Here is a 15,580-nt window from a genome sequence, read left to right on the forward strand (position 1 = left end):
GGGCATGTGGGACGACGAAGAGCTGACCGGCGCCGAGATCCTGGGCCACCACACGCTCGGCCCGGCCGGCGGCAAAGGCCTGTCCGGGCCGGACGGATGGCGGGGCGGGGTGCGCTGCGGACACCCGCTGGTCTATCCGGTGCCGGCCGAGGATCTACCGGTCACCCTGCGCGGTCGCGCCGCTCTCGGACATCATCGGTACGTAGGAGCACTGTTCGCCTTCGACCTGGACGTCCTGGAGCCGGGCCGCCGCTACACCGCCGCCCGCTTCGACGTGACGCTGGCCGACGGCGGCTCCCGGGCCGTCCGGCTGGACCTCGACGGCGACGAGTTCGGGCTGGTCACCGGCAGTCCCGCGTCCGGCGTGGCGGCCCTGGCGACGGCCGCCGCCGGCAAGCGCGGCGGGCTGCTGCGGCGGCTGCTCGGCCGCCGCGGAGTGCCGCGCGCCTGGGCGAACGGGGTGCAGACGGCCTCGTTCGGGTGGTCCTGGGAGGATCCCCGAGGGCGGTTCGTGCTGCCCCGCACGTACGGCATGCACGCCCTGCTGGAGATCCCGGCCGGCGCGCCCGAGGTCGCCGGGCTGCTGTCGGTGCAGGTGGAGACGACCGGGCCGGGCGGCCGGGAGACCGCGGTGCTGTCCGACGCCGTCCCGTTCACCGAGCCGCTCACCCCGGCCGCCGGGCCGGACGGCGCCTCCGTGCGGCTGTGCATGGCCGCCGACGTGGTCGGGTACAGCCGCCGCGGCAACGCCGAGACCGAGCTGCTGCAACACGACCTGGTCGAGGTCCTGGGGCGGGCCCGGCTGGCGGCCGGCATCACGGACCGGCAGGTGGACCCGCAGCCGCAGGGGGACGGGCAGTTCACCGTCCTGCCGTACGGCATCGACGAGTCGCGGGTGATCCCGGCGCTGCTGCGCGAGCTCGGCGAACGGCTCGCCGAACGGGACCGGGGCCGGGCCGCCGACGAGACGATGCGGCTGCGCGTGGCGCTGCACCGGGGCCTGGTCAAACAGGGTGAGAACGGGTGGGTCGGCACGTCGGCGATCGCCGTGCACCGGCTGCTGGACAGCGCGCCACTGCGCGAGGCGATCAAGACCAACCCCTCGGCCGTGTACGCGCTGGGCGTACCGGACGTGCTCTACCGGGACGTGATCGTGCACGCCGTACAGCCGCCGGTGGCCGCCGACTTCCGGGCGATGACCGTCGAGCTGCCGGAGAAGGGCTTCCTCGAACGTGGCTGGATCCACGTCGGACCGGAGGTGACCGCGTGAAGGTGCTGTACGCGCTGCTCGTCGGCATCAACGAGTACAAGGCCGTCGCACCGAACCTGTCCGGCTGCGTCAACGACGTGGAGGCGGCCGAGGCACACGTGCGGGCCACGCTGGCGCCCGGCGTCCGGCTGGAGGCGCTGATCCTGCGCGACGGCGAGGCCACCCGCGAGGCGGTGATCGCCGCGTTCCGATCCCATCTCGGTCAGGCCGGGCCGGACGACGTGGCGCTGTTCTGGTTCAGCGGGCACGGTTCGGACGCCGAGGCCCCGGACTGGGCGGAAGGATTGGAGGCCTCGGGCCGGGTGCAGACGCTGGTCTGCGCGGACAGCCGTAGCGACGGCGTGCCGGACCTGTGGGACAAGGAGCTGGCGCTGCTCATCGACGAGCTGGCCGCCGGGCACATCACCGTGGTGCTGGACAGCTGCCACTCGGGCGGCGCCTCCCGCATCCTGCGCGGCCGGGAACCGGAGGCCCGGATCCGGACGACGCCGCGCCCGGCTGAATCCCGCCCGCCGGAGTCGTTCCTGCCCGGCACCATCAAGCGGGCCGCCGCCGTCCCGCCGATGCGGCACATCGAACTGGCCGCCTGCGAGGCCCTCGAAACCGCGGAGGAGCTGATCCTGGACGGCGAGTGGCGAGGCGTCTTCAGCTGGGCGCTGCTGGAGGCCCGCAGCCAGCTCGGCTCCAAGGCGACCTACTACGAGCTGTTGCAGGCCATACGGGCCCGGTTGGCGGCGCGGCAGGCATACCAGGGATCGTCGGCGCGGTCGCACATCCCCGAACAACTCGACCAGCCGTTTCTGGGCGGGGTCGTGGTGACGCCGGAGAGCAGCATCTGGATGCGGTACACACACGACCGCTGGGCGATCGACGCCGGGACGGTGCACGGGCTCCCGGTCGAAGACGGGCTGCGGGTCGGCGTGCACGACACCTCCGGGCGGGAGGCGGAGATCGTCGAGGTGCGCCCGACCGACAGCCTCGTCGAACCGGTCGGTGGCTGGGAACCGGACCGGGACCGTCAGTTCCGGGTCGTGACGACGTCGGTGCCGCTGCCGCGTGCCGCGGTGGTGGTGGCCGGGGTGGATCCAGCTGAGATCATCGAACTGACCGCGGCGATCGGACGGTCGCCGCACCTACGGGTGGCCGGGCCAGGCGAGCCCGTGGACCTGCGCGTCACGCTGGCCGCCGACGGCAACCTGGTGATCACCGACCGGCACGCGGAACGGTACGCCGAATGGGCGTACGAAGGCGGCGAGCGCATCACCCGGGTGGTCGAGGCCCTGAGGCACATCGCCCAGTGGATGCTGATCTGGAGACTGGAGAACCCGGCGCCGGGGCTCACGTCGCAGGTCCGCCTCGAGATCGTCGATGCGGAGACCGACGAGCCGCTGACGCCGGGCGGCCACGGTGAGCACGTCCTCTCCTACGCCCCGGGCGACCAGGACTGGGATCCGCCGAAGATCCGGATCCGGCTGCACAACACCGGCGCTGAGCCACTCTTCTGCGTGCTGCTCAACCTCAGACCGGCGTTCGCGGTGACCTCGTTCCTGTTCCCGGGCGACTTCATCGGGCCGGGCGTCACCGTCTACTGCTGGTACCGGAGGACCATCTCGGTACGCCTGCCCAAGGACATCCCGGTCCAGCCTGGGGCGTTCGCCCGCGACCGGCTGAAACTGTTCGCCGCAGAGGAGCGATTCTCGACCAAGCCGTACCTGCTTCCGGTGTTGGGCCGACGCTTCACCTACCGCAAGGCTCTCAGTTTCCCGGGTCTGCTGGACCGGCTCGGCGGGGGCCTGCACCACCGTGACCTGGTCGACGCTGAACTGGGCGTGGCCTACGACTGGACCACCACCGAGGCGGTGATCAAGACCGTCGTCCCCTAGAGCCACTCGGCCTTCTCGGTGAGGGCGCGCAGGGCGGCCGCGTCGAGCACGGTGATCCGGCGGTAGCCGGTCCGGACCAGGCCCTCGCGGCGCAGGTCGCGCAGTGCCCGCTGGACGGTGTCCTCGCGGGCGCCGACCAGTGACGCCAGTTCGGTCTGGCTCAGTTCGACCCGGATCAGCCACGTGTCGCCGACGGCCTCGCCGCAGCTGGTGGCGATCTCCAGCAGCACCCGGCCGAGGCGGACGTGCACCGGGAAGGCGGAGAACTCGGACCTCCTGTCGTTGGCCCACCGCAGCTTGCGGCCGACCGCCGCGGTGACCTGTGCGGCGACGTGTGGATGGCGGTTGACGAAGTGCAGGAACTCGGCCTGCCGGATCACCGTGGAGACGACGTCGCCGCAGGTGGTGACGGTGGCGATGCGGCCGCTGCCGGTGATCGCGGCGAGTTCGCCGACCAGGTCGCCGGGCAGCCGGATGGCGAGCAGCCGGGGCAGCCCACCGACCGTGGTGGTGATCTTCACGTGGCCCTGCCGGATCACCTCGACCTGGGTGTCCTGGCGGCCCTCGACGAGCAGGTGCCGGCCGCCTGGCAGCCGCCGGGTGGTGCCGAGCGACAGCAGCTCGTCGCGTTCGGCGACGGTGAGCAGGGTCAGAAAGGATCCCGGTGCCCAGGCCGGTTCACCCGCACGCGTCATGTCCTCATTGGACCTTACGGACGGTGACCGCGCAATCGCTGGAATGACAGCACGAAGTCCGGCAATTTCCGGAATCTCGGACCACCGATTGGGGTCGGATCACGGCATGGAATCACACCGATAAGGCGCCACCGTCATCGCCCTCATCCACGATCGCCACGATCTCGGCCACCACGCGATCCACTCTCGAACGGTCGGTGAGCCCTCCGACGATCCCGCCGAGCGGGTCGGCCATGCCGTACGGCATCTGGTCGAGCATGCCGCTGAAGGCGCCTCCGAAGACGACCTGGAGCACTTCGAGGACGACCGGCTCGGCCGGTTCGCCACGGCCGAGACGGGCGGCTATGACCCGTACGGCGTCACCGGCGAGGTGGCGGAGCTCGGACTCGACCCCGGCGTCGGGGTCACCGGGGACCAGCGGTAGCACGGGTTCACCGTACGGGTCGACGGCCATCGTGACCACTGGTGGCCGTTTGGCTCCGATCGGTCGTTCCACGAAGGATTGAAACCAGGTGGGACGGGCCCGCATCGCGACCAGCACCGATTCGATCTCCCGCCGTACCGTGGCCGGGTCGCTGCCCTGCCAGTCCCCGGTGCACGCGCCCCGGGACTGCGCCCACGACTCGACCGGCCACAGCTGGTCGCCGGCCGTGCCGCTCACCCCGACCCAGACCAGCATGTCGACGGCCAGCGCCATCAGCCACCGGTCGCGGCCCAGGCCGTCGGCGAGCCAGCCGGGCAGCCGTGGCCGTTGCAGCGCGCCGCGTTCGCCCCGGCGGCGGCGGTGCGCGTTCACGGTGGCCGCGCCGAGCCGGGCGGTCACCCACGCCTCCAGGTGCCGGATCGGTTGGCGGGCGTGGGTCAGCAGATCGTCGACCACCGCCTCGACGTCGTCGTGGAACCGGTCGAGACATTCGTCGGCCAGTTTGGTCAGCCCCGAGGCGCAGACGGCGTGGCCGCGCTGCCGCTCGAACCGGCGGGTCACCCGGGCGAAGACGATCGGCCACACCAGCTCGTACGCGGCGCCCGCCAGCACGGTCCGCTCAGCACCGTCCCCGGACGCCACCGAGGCCAGGGAACCGGCCGCGGCCAGCTCCCGAAGCCGGCACAGGGTGTCCGGTTCTGATCGGGTGATCGAGCCGTGCGAGATGACCACCGAGGACTCCTTCCGACTGCGGGCCGGGATCGGTGGTTGAAGCTTGCTCTAAACACCGTCCTACGGGGAGTCCCATCGGGGCGGTCGAACCGTCCGCTGCCCGGATTCCGCACGTTCAGAGGCCACCATCGGGTGGACAGTCGATTCATTCCGGCTACCTCAGCGACCGCCTTCACGTTCGCGGAGGATGGCGGTCAGGCGGTGACCGGCGCGTATCGCCGGGTCGGCCTGGTCCACCAGGTCGGCCACCCGGCGCATCACGCGTACCGCCTCGGGGGGTGGGGTGCGAGCCGAGCCGGCCGCCTCGACCAGCGCGTCCGCGGCCTCGGTGAGGTCGCGGCGGGCCCGGCGGCCACCGGCCGCGCGGGCCCGCAGGCTCAGCCCGGCGGCGAGCAGCAGCTGGTCGGTGCGGTTCGCGGCGCCCGCGTCGACGACCGCGGTGGCCAGCGCGACCATGTCGTCGACCAGGCCGGGCGCCGGGGCGGGAGTCCGCAGCAGCCGGTCCAGCGCCGGGAAGAGGTCGCCGCCGCCGGTGATCAGCTCACGCAGTTCGCGGCGCAGGGCCGTGGCGTCGTTCGGCGCCGGCACGGGGGCCGGGACCCGGGAAGTGGTCCGGGTGGGACGCGGGGCGGGGCGCGGCCGGGGCACGGCCGGGGCGGACTGCACGAGTGGCACCGGGCGGTCCAGCGGATCCTGGTCGGCGATCCGGTCCGCGCCGTAGAACGCGCCGTTGGTGCCGATCGGCACGACCATGTGCATGGCCGACTGTTCCTGGTGGATCTGCTGGATGACCTTCATGGCCTCCATCCACCGGTTCATGATCTCGACGCTGGAGGTGCCCTTCGGCGTGGTGACGAAGATCCGCAGCGCGCCGGCCATCCGGAGCAGGGGTCCGGTGATGTCGCGGGCCTGGTGGGGCGCGCCGGCCTCGTCGCGTACCCGCTCGAAACAGGCGACCGCCCGGTCCACGTCGGTCGTCGCGGTCGCCGGCAGGCGGCCTTCGGTGATCATGCTGACGGCGCCCGGCTGTTGCAGGATCCCGGTCACCCGGCTCATGTACAGCTGCCCCTGGGTGAGCCGCATCGAGCTGCTGAGCACCGGCGACAGGCCGGGCGCCCGCAGGCCCTCCTCGATCTGCTGGAGCCCGATGTCGCGGTCCTCGGCGGGGCTGGCGTGCGCCAGGTGGCGGGAGCCGTGCAGCCAGCCGCGCATCCCGGCCACGTTGCGGCGCATCGGGTCGGCGGCGTCGAAGTAGCCGTACGCCTCGTCGATCGCCGCGATGGCCTGATCGAGCAGGATCCGCGACTCGGGTTTGCCCGGCCCGGCCTGCCAGTACGCGTCACTGAGCAGCTGTGTCAGGTCCAGCAGCGGCCGGGCGCGGGCGGGGCCCCTGAGCTTGCTCAGCCGGGCCCGCAGGGCGTCGATCTTGGACAAACTCCGGTCTCCTCTCAACGACCGCCGTGCAGGAAGCCGGCCCATCCGGTGACGTCGGCCGGGTCGCCGTCGTCGAGCTGCGCGCTCAGCCGGGCGGGCATGGACTCGGGCACCTCACGGTCCGGGTCGAGCATCCACAGCTGGGCGCGGTGCAGCGCCTCCCAGACCGGCAGCCGTTCGGTCATCAGGTGATGGTGGAACATGAACATCAGCAGTGAGGTGCTGCTGTCCGGAATCGTCCACTGGGTGGACAGCACCGAACGGGCGCCGCCGGCCAGGAAGGCGGTGCCCAGGCTGTACGCCTCGTCGTAGTCGCGGGCGGCCATCCCGGAGCTGCACGCGGCCAGCACGACCAGCCCGACCGCGCGTTCCGGCACCGCGGTCATCAGCTTCACCAGTTCCTCGGCGGCCAGCCGCTGTCCGGCCAGCATCAGGTAGGAGCCGCCGTCCGGGTCGGCGACGCCGTGGCAGGCCAGGTGCAGCATGGCCCCGGCGGCGCGGCCGGTGCTGGTCAGCCAGGCGCGTACCTGCTCCGGGGTGCCCTCGCCGGAAGGGCTGACGGCGCCGTCGTCGCCGGGCAGGCGGCCCAGGTAGCGGGCGCCGCGGTAGAGGACGTCGTGGATCGCGGACGCCTCGTCGCGGGCGCCGTGCAGGTCCACGGCGGCGGCGCCGGTGGCCGGGTCGGCGACGATCAGGCCGAGCCGGGACGGCGCGACCGGCGGCAGGGCGGCGCTGCGCAGCAGCATCCGCGCGGACGCGGCCTGGGAGAACGCCACCGTACGGATGGCCGGTTCGCCTCCCGCGCGGCAGGCCGCCTGCCACGGGATGAGCGCCAGTTCCCCCATCGGCACGAGCGCCATCCGGGGCACCCGGTGGCCGGGTACGTGCGTCCAGGTCGGCAGCACGGTGTCGATGATCGGGCCCATGGCGGCCCGCCACGCCCAGTCGCGGACGATGTCGAGCCGGTCGGTCAGATCGTCGTCCTCCGGCACCAGGTCGCGGTTGCCGGCGCGGCCCACGGCGGCGCTGTCCCGGCTGCTCATGGTGGCCAGGTAGTCGTCCACCTCGGGGCTGTCGGCGGGTTTCAGGGCGGGCAGGCCGAGATAGGACAGCTCACCCTCGGCGGGCACCGCGACGGCCAGGCCCGGCCACACATCCGACGACGGGACCAGGTAGACCAGACCGTCGAGGTCCAGTTCGGACAGCGCGTCACGGATCTCGTCGATCTCCGGCGGGTCGAACAGGGCGCCACCCGGGGCGATGTCGGCCAGCACGCCGAACACCCGGCGGCGCAGGCCCGGCGACGGCCCGTCCGCGTCGATCGCCCGCTGCCAGCCGGCGGCCAGGTCGTCACGGCCGGCGGCCCGCAGCAGCTCCGGCACCGAGCGCATCTCGGTCGCCGCGTAGAGGGCCAGGCCACGGCCCGCGTCCAGGGCACGGACCGCCCCGGCGACGTCGTGGACGCGCAGGCAGCCGCGGGCGGCGGAGACGGCCGCGTCCCCGGCCTCCCGCGCGACGGCGGCGGCTCCGGCCGCGTCCGGCTGCATCAGGACCCGCCAGACATGGGTACGCAGGGAGACCACCGAGTCCAGGTAGGAGTCCTGTTCGGCGCCCATCCGCTGGCGTACCAGGGACAGGCCCTCGTGGACGATCTCCCAGCCCCGGTCCTGCGGGCCGCTGAGCAGCCCCTGCGCCTCCACCAGCAGCCGCTCCGCCTCCGGCAGGTCACCGATGTCGTTGGTGGTCTCGGCCCGCCGGGCGAGGGCTCCGGCCAGCCCGGTCAGGTGCATGATCCGCTGGTGGGGGTTGTCCGGGCTGGCGGCGAGGGCGGCCCGCAGCCGGTCCACCGCCCGGTCCAGGTCCTCGGCGGTGGCGTCCTCCGCGGAGAGCGGGCCGATGACCGAGGCGGCGAGGTGGAGCGCGTCCGCGCCGCCGCCGGACGAGGGGATCGCGTCCAGGTTGCCGCCGATGACCTGGCGGATCTGGTCGGCGGTCGATTCGATCATCGAGCGGGCCGCCGAGTCGGGCAGCCGGGTGGCGACCTCGCGCAGCCGTTCGAGCCGGGTGTCGAGGTCGGTGTGCGGGTCGTTCATCAGCGCCTGGGAGATGTCGATGGCCTCACCGAGGGCGACGGCCTCGGGCTGGCCGGAGCCCTCGGCGAGCTTGCGGAACCGTTGCCACGCCTCGCTCTGGAACGGGTCGTCGCCGTCGGTCACCGCGTGGTACATGGAGACGGCGAGGCGGGCGCGCTCCAGTTGGATCCGGCCCATCCGGTCGCCGTCGGTGATCGCGGCGGCCAGTTCGTCGAGCTCCTCCAGAGCGTCCGCGGTGTTCGGCAGGTCGTAGCGCATGGCGGCCATGGCGAGGGCGGCGGACCGGCCCAGCGCCCGGGTCCGCGGCCAGGACGGCCCGGCCGGCGGGTCGCCGTCGCCGATCGCGATCAGGGCCTCCAACGGCTCCCGGTCGCCGAAGAGCTGGCTCTCCTCGTCGGCCACCAGCCGGTCGATCAGCCCGGCGGCGAGAGCACCACGGTACGGTCCGCCGGCCGGCACCGATCGCAGCGCACCCACCGCGTCGGCGATCGGGGCGTGCCCGGCCAGCGCGGCGGCGATCACGGCGTACCGCTCGGCGTCCTCGTCCATCCCCTGCCTCCTCTCGCATCGGTATCTGACGGACAGGCGGGCGCTGTCCGTCAGATACCGGGTGAGATCACCCGCCCGGAAAGGTGACAATGGAGCCCCGGTTCGTCACGTTGCTGCTGGACACGTCCGATTCGATGCGCACCACCGAGACCGGTGGGGTGCCGGCCGTCGTGGCGCTGAACCGGCAGCTCGCCGCATGGCTGCCGGCCGTGCGGGCGGAGGGCGCCGGTGCGCTGCGGGGCGTCGAGTTCGCGGTTCTGACGTTCGGGCTGGGCGGTGTCCTGGTGGTCTCCGGCGACGGCACGCCGTCGGCCGCGGCCGGTGGCGCGTTCGTGCCGGCGGCCCGGCTGGAGATCCCGGAGCTGACGGCGGGCGGGGCCACGCCCATGGTGGCCGCCATCGACCTGGCACTGCACCTGCTGGAGGAGCGGCGGGCGCTGGCGCCGGGCCCGGCCGCGTCCCGGATCATCCTGGTCGGTGACGGCGCGCCGACCGATTTCGAGGGCAACCCGAGCGACGAGTGGCGGCCACTGGCGCTGCGGCTCGCGCGGGCCCGCGAGCACCGGCGTACCCAGATCTTCGCGTTCGGCCTGCCCGGTGCCGACGACACGGTGATGCGGGCGCTGGCCACCGACGACGGCTGTTTCGAACTGCCCGGCCTGGACCTGGCCGGGCTGCTCGGCGCGGTGCTCGCGGCGAGCGCCGAGGAGACCGACTTCAGCGAGGTCCGCCGCTTTCTCTCCACCCATCCCTGATCATCGGAGCGCTTATGTCGAAATTCTTGGAAACCGAAACGGGTAGCCGATGCAGACCCAAGTTTCCGGCCGAACGTGTCATCCAAGAATGCGCCGCCGCCGAGTACGTTTCGGCGATGCCCTCCCCTGCCGCGACGGTCGACGTGTCCAATGTCTGCTGGTCAACGGAATTGCCGTCGACAAACGGCCATCCGGATCTCGATCGGGTGATACGCCTGGCCAGCGCATGGCGCGAGCGCTATGGTGCGGACGCGGAAATGGCATTCGTGGCCGACACATCGTTACGCGATCGCCTTCCGGAGGCCGACCAGGAACGCTGGCCCGCCCTGGTGACGGAGTGGGGTGTCATCGAGGCCGCGGTGGCCGACGAGGTCATTCTTCCGATGGCTCGCGACAACCCGAAAATGATGGTTCTCAGCCGCGACAATTTCATCGATCATCGGCGCGAGCACCCGTGGATCGAAGATCACCCGGAACGCTTTCTCGCCTGGCAGATGAACGGCGACTCGATCGCATTCGTGCCGTCCGGCGTCAAGCCGGAGCCGCTCCAGCGAGTCTCCCGGGAGAAGGAGGACAAGCTCGTCCACGCGGCCGGGCTGGCCAGGTCGGTGCTGCGGACCCGGTGGTCCTGCGGCGACCCGTACTGCACGGCGGCGATGACCCGGCAGGGCGAGCTGCTGTTGTGGCCGGTCGCCGACACCGAAGGACGGGCTCGCTGCCCGTTCTGCGAGGGCCTGCTGGCCGCGATCGGGCCACGGGAGCAGACGAAGCAGCTCGTGCTGTGCGACATGGCCGGCGCCGAACTGCTGCGATTCCCCATCGAGGCGGGTGTGGACGTGGTCATCGGCCGGGGACGCGCCATCTTCGGCGTCGGCATCGACTCGCTGCCCTCGCCTCCGGAGCGTCATGGCCGGATCAGTCGCCAGCACCTGCTCCTGCGGTTGCGGCCGGACGGCTGCGTCACAGCCGTCGACCTCGGCTCGGCCAACGGCACGCGGATTCATCGCGCCGGCGCCCCGCCGGGCGACGGCGCCCGGCTCGAACCGCACACGGCCGTCACGCTCGGCGGGCACGACCTGCTTTCCCTGGCCCGGTCCGTCCGGGTCTACGTGTCCGGCCAGAGGTATCCCGTCGGCGACGACCGAACCTGGTCCGGCCGATCCGAACCGCCCAGGACCGAAATCGAGAGCGAAGGAACGACCTGACGTGCTCGTAGGTGTGACCCGGATCGGCGCGTTGCGCCAGCACGTGGCAAAGGGTTTCGTCGTCGTCGACGGCCACCTGCCCGCCACCGGCCGGCGCGGGACCGTGTTCAACCAGGGTGGCGGCGAACGCGTCGCCGGCAAGCCCGCGCTGTGGTACGCCGAACCGGCGCCGCGCTGGCTCGGCAGCCCGGCCGCCCGTGCCGAGTGGGCCGGCGCCATCGCGGCGGATCTCGCCGAAACCGTGGCGGCGGCCCACGTATCGCTCCTGCCGGCCTCGGTCGCCGCCGAGGTTGACGGACGGCAGGTCGTCGGACCACCCGGCGACGATCGGCATGTCATCGAGGTCGCCTCGGCGGTGGAGCAGGAGGTGCTGTGCAACCTGCTGCGGGAGCACGTGCCGTTGCTGATCGCGCTGACCGGGCGGGCCGATCCGGAGGGCTCCGGCACCGGGGGCTCCCATCGGCTCGGCATGTCACGGCAGCACGTCGCGACCCGCTACCTCGCCTCCGCCTCGACGACCCACCTCGCGCGTGTCGAGGCGGAGCTGCGGCGTACCGACGGCGTGGCGCAACTGGAACGGATGGACGTCCACCCGGCCACCCTCCCCGACGGGACGCCTGCCGTGGTGCTGCGCTGCATCGACGCCGCCGCCAGTGTCTCGACGACGACGGCCTGGGCCCTGTTGGTCGCCGCCTTCGGATTGCGGGCCCGCCGGCTGGTGCGGGACGGGCGGCGACTGCGGAACCTGCCACAGCAGATCCTCGAGGAGAACCGTGCCCGGGCGGTCGCCCGCGGGCTGCGTGCCCGGCTGACGGTCGAGGAGCCGGCCGCCCGGGGCGAGCAGCCGAAACTCGTCGAGTGCAGCGCGCGGGACCTGTTACGGACGCTGATCGTCGACACCCTGTCGGTGGAGCTCGACAACCTGGGGGCGACCCCGCAGGAACTCTTCCCGATCGCGGCGGCGCTGGACCTGCCGCAGCTCGGGTTGTCCGGCTGCGTCAGTGACGACACGCTGTTGCGTGGCTGGGCGCGGCAGCACCGGTCCGGGTTCGCGGCCATCGCGGGCAACGTCCTGCTGGACGCCGCCCCGGGCGGGCCGTGTCTCGCGGCGGCGAATCAGATCGCGCCGGGCCGCACGCACCTGGTGCTCGGCGAGTGGGCGGCGATCGTGGCGGCGCGCAAGGGCGCCGAGCCTCCTCGCAGGCCGTCCGCGGGGCGCGGCCCGGCGCAGCAGTCCGGCCGGGACCGGCCGCCACGGCAGCGCTCCGAGCCCCGAGGGCGGAGCGGGCAGCGCGGTGGCGGACAGCATCAACGGCCGCACAAGGGAGAACAGTCATGACCACCGTCGCGGCGCCGGTCGCCGACATGCAGATCCTTCTCGACGTGCGCGAGTGGCCCGACGGGCTGCACGACCAGGACAGGATCGTCGAACTGTGGGCCATGATCGAGCCCGTGCTGCACGGGCGCGACCTGACGAGGCGGCCGCGATACACCCTCGGGCACCCGAACGGCGACGTGCACATCGCCCTCGCCCGGCTCGCACCCGGCGCCGATCCGATCGTCGGGCCGTCCACGACGTTCCAGATCGTCGGCATGCTGGAACCCGCCAAAGTCAGGTACCGCTGCCAGGGCTGCACCGCCGAGGGACGCGAGCGCTACGGCTCGTTCACCTGCCGGGAGTGCGGCACCGAGGCGCTCGACAAGCGCCTGTGCGACGTGCACGCCAGAATCCTCGACGGCGCGCTGATCGCGACCTGCACGGACCACGAGCCCACCTGCGTCGAATGCGGCGCGACGGCGACGTTCCGGTGCGCCGGCGGCCGGTGCCAGCGGCAGAGGGCACACTGCGACAGGCATCGGCGAGCCCATCCGAGCGGCCCGGACCTCAGCTACTGCCCGTCCTGCTACGACGCCCAGTTCCCGGCCTGCGAACACCGCGGCTGCGCCAACATGGGCAAGGCCCGCTGTGAGGTCACCGAAGCGGGCCTGACACCGTGCGGCGTGAAGATGTGCGCCCAGCACCTGCGCCGGTGGCAGGTCTTCGGCGGCGAGGGACTCGGCCTCGCGCTGTGCGGCCGGCATCACCGGGAGCTGCCCGCCTACGCGCCACCCGTGCTGATCCGCCAGATCGTCGCGGGAGCGTATTTGCGGTCCAAGCGCCGCCGCGACGCCGAACCGCTGCCGAGCCTGCGCGGCTTCGGCCACAGCCTGCGGCGGGCCGGCCACACCGAACCGGCCCTGGACTTCCGCTGGATCCTGAGCACGATCGACGCCGCCCAGCAGGAGCTCGCCGGAGCGGGCGGACGGGATGCCGACGGCCTGCGCACACTGATCCAGCGCCGGCGCCGCCGGTGGGACGAAGAGATCAAACTGATCGCCGAGGGCAACGACCGGGGCGCGGAGCTCGTCGAACGGCTGAAGGTTCTGGTCCGGCACGCGATCCCGGAGCACGGCGACGCCATCGCCGCGAACCTCACTCTCGCCGACTACAACCGGCCCCGCCGGCAGCGCGACGGTGATCGGCCGGGCCTGCTGTTCGTCCGGGTGCCGGAGGCGTACCGGGGCCTGTTCATCGGCCGGCAGGGCACGCTCATCCGGTACTTCTCCGACCAGCTGTCGCAGGGCGAACAGGGCGGCGTCCGCGTACAGATCGAGAGCGACAAGCGAGGGAGTCGGCGATGACCCGGCCGGGGGAGCAACGAGTCGTGGCGCTGCCGCCGAGGGGGCTGCTGCGCGGCTGGCGGGTCGGTGTCTCGGCGGACGGCGTGAGCTGGCCGGAGGGGCCCGCGCTGCTGAGCGCCGAGACGGCGGGCGGCATGCACCTGCGCGCCGTCGAGGTCTGCCGGCTCCGGGAGGTGCCCGCCGGTGTCCTGGCCGTTGGCGAGGATCTGCGCGACGAGCTGTTCCTGCTGGACGACGCGCGCTGGAACCTGCACCCGCAGCAGGCGGTCGACGCGAGGCGGATCGTCCTGGAGCTGCCGACCGAACGCCAGCCGGAGACGGCGGCCGAGCAGATCGCACGGGCGGGAATCGTGGGCACGCCGCTGTGGGTGCCGTCGCAGCCCGGTGAGCTGTTTCTCGATGTCGCCGGGGTGCCGCATCGGGTGATCGAGGTGGACACCGGCTCCCGGTACGACGTCATCGCCCGGATCGGGCCACGCACGATCGTGGAGGTGTTCGCACCCGGGGTGAAGGCCGGTGTGGACATGGTGATCCTGGCCGACTGCAGCGGTTCGATGGAGGCCGAGGACATCCCGGTCCCCCGCGAGTCGATGCTCGCGCTGCGCCGCAACGGGTACATCCAGCGGATGGAGGCGCTGCAACAGGCGCTGCGGGACCTGCTCGAGGTCCGGCTCCGGGTGGCCGGGCGGGTGTCCCGGGTCGCGCTGATGTCGTTCACCTCGACGGCGACGCCGCGGTTCCCCCGCTCCGGCGGCATGGCGCAGCTCGACGGCGGTTCCCCGCCGGAGGTCATCCAGGAGTTCCGGGAGGCGGTGGCGCTGCTGCGGCCCCGGGGCCTGACGCACATCGGCAACGCCATCCACGCCGCCGCTGACCTGCTGTACCAGCACGGGCATCCGGGCAACGAGCGTCTCGTCGTGCTGGTCAGCGACGGCGCCGACTGGGCGCCGCGGGGCGATCAGGGCACCGGCGAGATCATGGAGGCGACCTCCGAGCCGGTCGGGCTGATGGAGCACCTGCATCGGGACATGAACATCAGGCTGCACGCGATCGGGATCAGCACCCGGGAGCTGTTCCTGCGCCGGTACCGGGCCGAGCAGCCGGGGATCACGCCGAACCACGATCTGCTGGAAGCACTGGTCAAGGTGGGTGGCGGCGACCCGACCACGATCGGTGGGCTCGACGTGCTCGTCGAGTACTTCTCCGGGGTCGGCGGCGGCATCACGCACCGCGTACGGCAGACGCTGTCGAGCGCACCCCGCGAGCCGCTCGACGCCGGGGCACGCGACATCCTGCAGCGATCGGCCGGCGACGGGGCCCGAGCCGGCGACCGCAACGCCGCGCTGGAAGCGTTCGGCATCGTGATCACCAAGGTGGAGGCGGTCTCCGACCGCGTCTTCCCGGGCAAGCTGATCTCCACCGACAACTCCGGACGTGCCCAGCGGCGGCTCGGCTCCGACGTTACCGAGGACCAGCTCGGCAATACGCTCCGTGCGGTCGTGAAGCTGCTGTACCCGACGCTGCCTACGGACTTCGCGCGGCCGCCCGCCGTGGCCGGATACGTCGCGCTGCTGGACCAGTTGAAGGCGCGGGTCGAGGCGCGGCCGCCCGACCTGAGCGGGCTCGCCGCCGTCTGCCGCCCCGACGGCACCGGCCCGGATGCGCTGGTGGTCGCGGTCATCCAGCGGCTCACCGAAGCGCTGGGTGGGGTCGAGGCGGAGGCGGCGACGCTGCCCGACTACGCGCCGGCGCCGGTTCCGGCCCCGATGCGGCCCGCGCAGCGGGCACCGGAGACGGAGCCGGCGACGAGCGCCACGAGTTCCGTCATGCCCGGTTTCGTGATGAGGGACTGACCCGG

11 protein-coding genes are annotated in these 15,580 nt (G+C 72.7%); 7 read left to right on the forward strand and 4 right to left on the reverse strand.

The window, feature by feature from the left end; genetic code table 11:
• Nucleotides 1–4 precede the first annotated feature (4 nt).
• Together BJ964_RS45560 and BJ964_RS45565 are read left to right on the forward strand one after the other, a co-directional pair.
• Entirely contained in the window at nucleotides 5–1,270 is a 1,266-nt protein-coding gene (locus BJ964_RS45560; RefSeq protein ID WP_188126473.1) for a hypothetical protein, read from the forward strand.
• A complete protein-coding gene (locus BJ964_RS45565; protein WP_188126474.1) occupies nucleotides 1,267–3,153 on the forward strand; it encodes a caspase family protein in 1,887 nt (628 codons plus the stop codon). The genes BJ964_RS45560 and BJ964_RS45565 overlap by 4 nt, the downstream gene beginning before the upstream one ends.
• On the opposite strand, the gene BJ964_RS45570 is transcribed toward BJ964_RS45565, so the two are convergent.
• The 4 genes from BJ964_RS45570 to BJ964_RS45585 form a co-directional block, all read right to left on the reverse strand.
• Nucleotides 3,150–3,848: a Crp/Fnr family transcriptional regulator gene (locus BJ964_RS45570; RefSeq protein WP_183221892.1), complete on the reverse strand. Its 699-nt coding sequence runs from the start codon at nucleotides 3,846–3,848 to the stop codon at nucleotides 3,150–3,152. The two genes, BJ964_RS45565 and BJ964_RS45570, sit on opposite strands and share 4 nt — an antisense overlap.
• Nucleotides 3,849–3,960: 112 nt before the next feature.
• Nucleotides 3,961–5,004 (reverse strand): hypothetical protein, encoded by a 1,044-nt coding sequence (locus tag BJ964_RS45575; protein WP_188126475.1) that lies wholly within the window; start codon nucleotides 5,002–5,004, stop codon nucleotides 3,961–3,963.
• Nucleotides 5,005–5,163: 159 nt separating this feature from the next.
• Nucleotides 5,164–6,438 carry a hypothetical protein gene (locus tag BJ964_RS45580; RefSeq protein ID WP_188126476.1) on the reverse strand — a complete coding sequence of 425 codons (1,275 nt, stop codon included), beginning with the start codon at nucleotides 6,436–6,438 and terminating at the stop codon, nucleotides 5,164–5,166.
• Nucleotides 6,439–6,452: 14 nt separating this feature from the next.
• Nucleotides 6,453–9,080, reverse strand: a complete 2,628-nt coding sequence (locus tag BJ964_RS45585) for a CHAT domain-containing protein (RefSeq protein ID WP_188126477.1) — start codon at nucleotides 9,078–9,080, stop codon at nucleotides 6,453–6,455.
• Between the two features lie 89 nt (nucleotides 9,081–9,169).
• On the opposite strand from BJ964_RS45585, the gene BJ964_RS45590 reads away from it, so the two are divergent.
• From BJ964_RS45590 to BJ964_RS45610, 5 genes are all read left to right on the forward strand, one after another.
• Nucleotides 9,170–9,835 carry a vWA domain-containing protein gene (locus BJ964_RS45590; protein WP_188126478.1) on the forward strand — a complete coding sequence of 222 codons (666 nt, stop codon included), beginning with the start codon at nucleotides 9,170–9,172 and terminating at the stop codon, nucleotides 9,833–9,835.
• 257 nt (nucleotides 9,836–10,092) lie between these two features.
• Nucleotides 10,093–11,040 carry an FHA domain-containing protein gene (locus BJ964_RS45595; RefSeq protein WP_188126479.1) on the forward strand — a complete coding sequence of 316 codons (948 nt, stop codon included), beginning with the start codon at nucleotides 10,093–10,095 and terminating at the stop codon, nucleotides 11,038–11,040.
• Nucleotide 11,041: 1 nt separating this feature from the next.
• A complete protein-coding gene (locus BJ964_RS45600) occupies nucleotides 11,042–12,379 on the forward strand; it encodes a hypothetical protein (RefSeq protein ID WP_188126480.1) in 1,338 nt (445 codons plus the stop codon).
• Complete coding sequence (locus BJ964_RS45605) at nucleotides 12,376–13,722, forward strand: hypothetical protein (RefSeq protein WP_188126481.1); 1,347 nt, start codon at nucleotides 12,376–12,378, stop codon at nucleotides 13,720–13,722. Before BJ964_RS45600 ends, BJ964_RS45605 begins: the two co-directional genes overlap by 4 nt.
• Entirely contained in the window at nucleotides 13,719–15,575 is a 1,857-nt protein-coding gene (locus BJ964_RS45610; protein ID WP_188126482.1) for a vWA domain-containing protein, read from the forward strand. The genes BJ964_RS45605 and BJ964_RS45610 overlap by 4 nt, the downstream gene beginning before the upstream one ends.
• Nucleotides 15,576–15,580: the final 5 nt, after the last annotated feature.

It is taken from the genome of Actinoplanes lobatus, assembly GCF_014205215.1.
GTDB classification, from domain to species: domain Bacteria; phylum Actinomycetota; class Actinomycetes; order Mycobacteriales; family Micromonosporaceae; genus Actinoplanes; species Actinoplanes lobatus.

What these genes read in the sequence shown, in the direction of transcription:
- BJ964_RS45610 (WP_188126482.1), top strand. Translation starts at nt 13,719, where the DNA reads ATGACCCGGCCGGGGGAGCAACGAGTCGTGGCGCTGCCGCCGAGGGGG.
- BJ964_RS45605 (WP_188126481.1), top strand. Translation starts at nt 12,376, where the DNA reads ATGACCACCGTCGCGGCGCCGGTCGCCGACATGCAGATCCTTCTCGAC.
- BJ964_RS45570 (WP_183221892.1), bottom strand. Translation starts at nt 3,848, where the DNA reads ATGACGCGTGCGGGTGAACCGGCCTGGGCACCGGGATCCTTTCTGACC.
- BJ964_RS45585 (WP_188126477.1), bottom strand. Translation starts at nt 9,080, where the DNA reads ATGGACGAGGACGCCGAGCGGTACGCCGTGATCGCCGCCGCGCTGGCC.
- BJ964_RS45560 (WP_188126473.1), top strand. Translation starts at nt 5, where the DNA reads ATGTGGGACGACGAAGAGCTGACCGGCGCCGAGATCCTGGGCCACCAC.
- BJ964_RS45595 (WP_188126479.1), top strand. Translation starts at nt 10,093, where the DNA reads ATGGCATTCGTGGCCGACACATCGTTACGCGATCGCCTTCCGGAGGCC.
- BJ964_RS45590 (WP_188126478.1), top strand. Translation starts at nt 9,170, where the DNA reads ATGGAGCCCCGGTTCGTCACGTTGCTGCTGGACACGTCCGATTCGATG.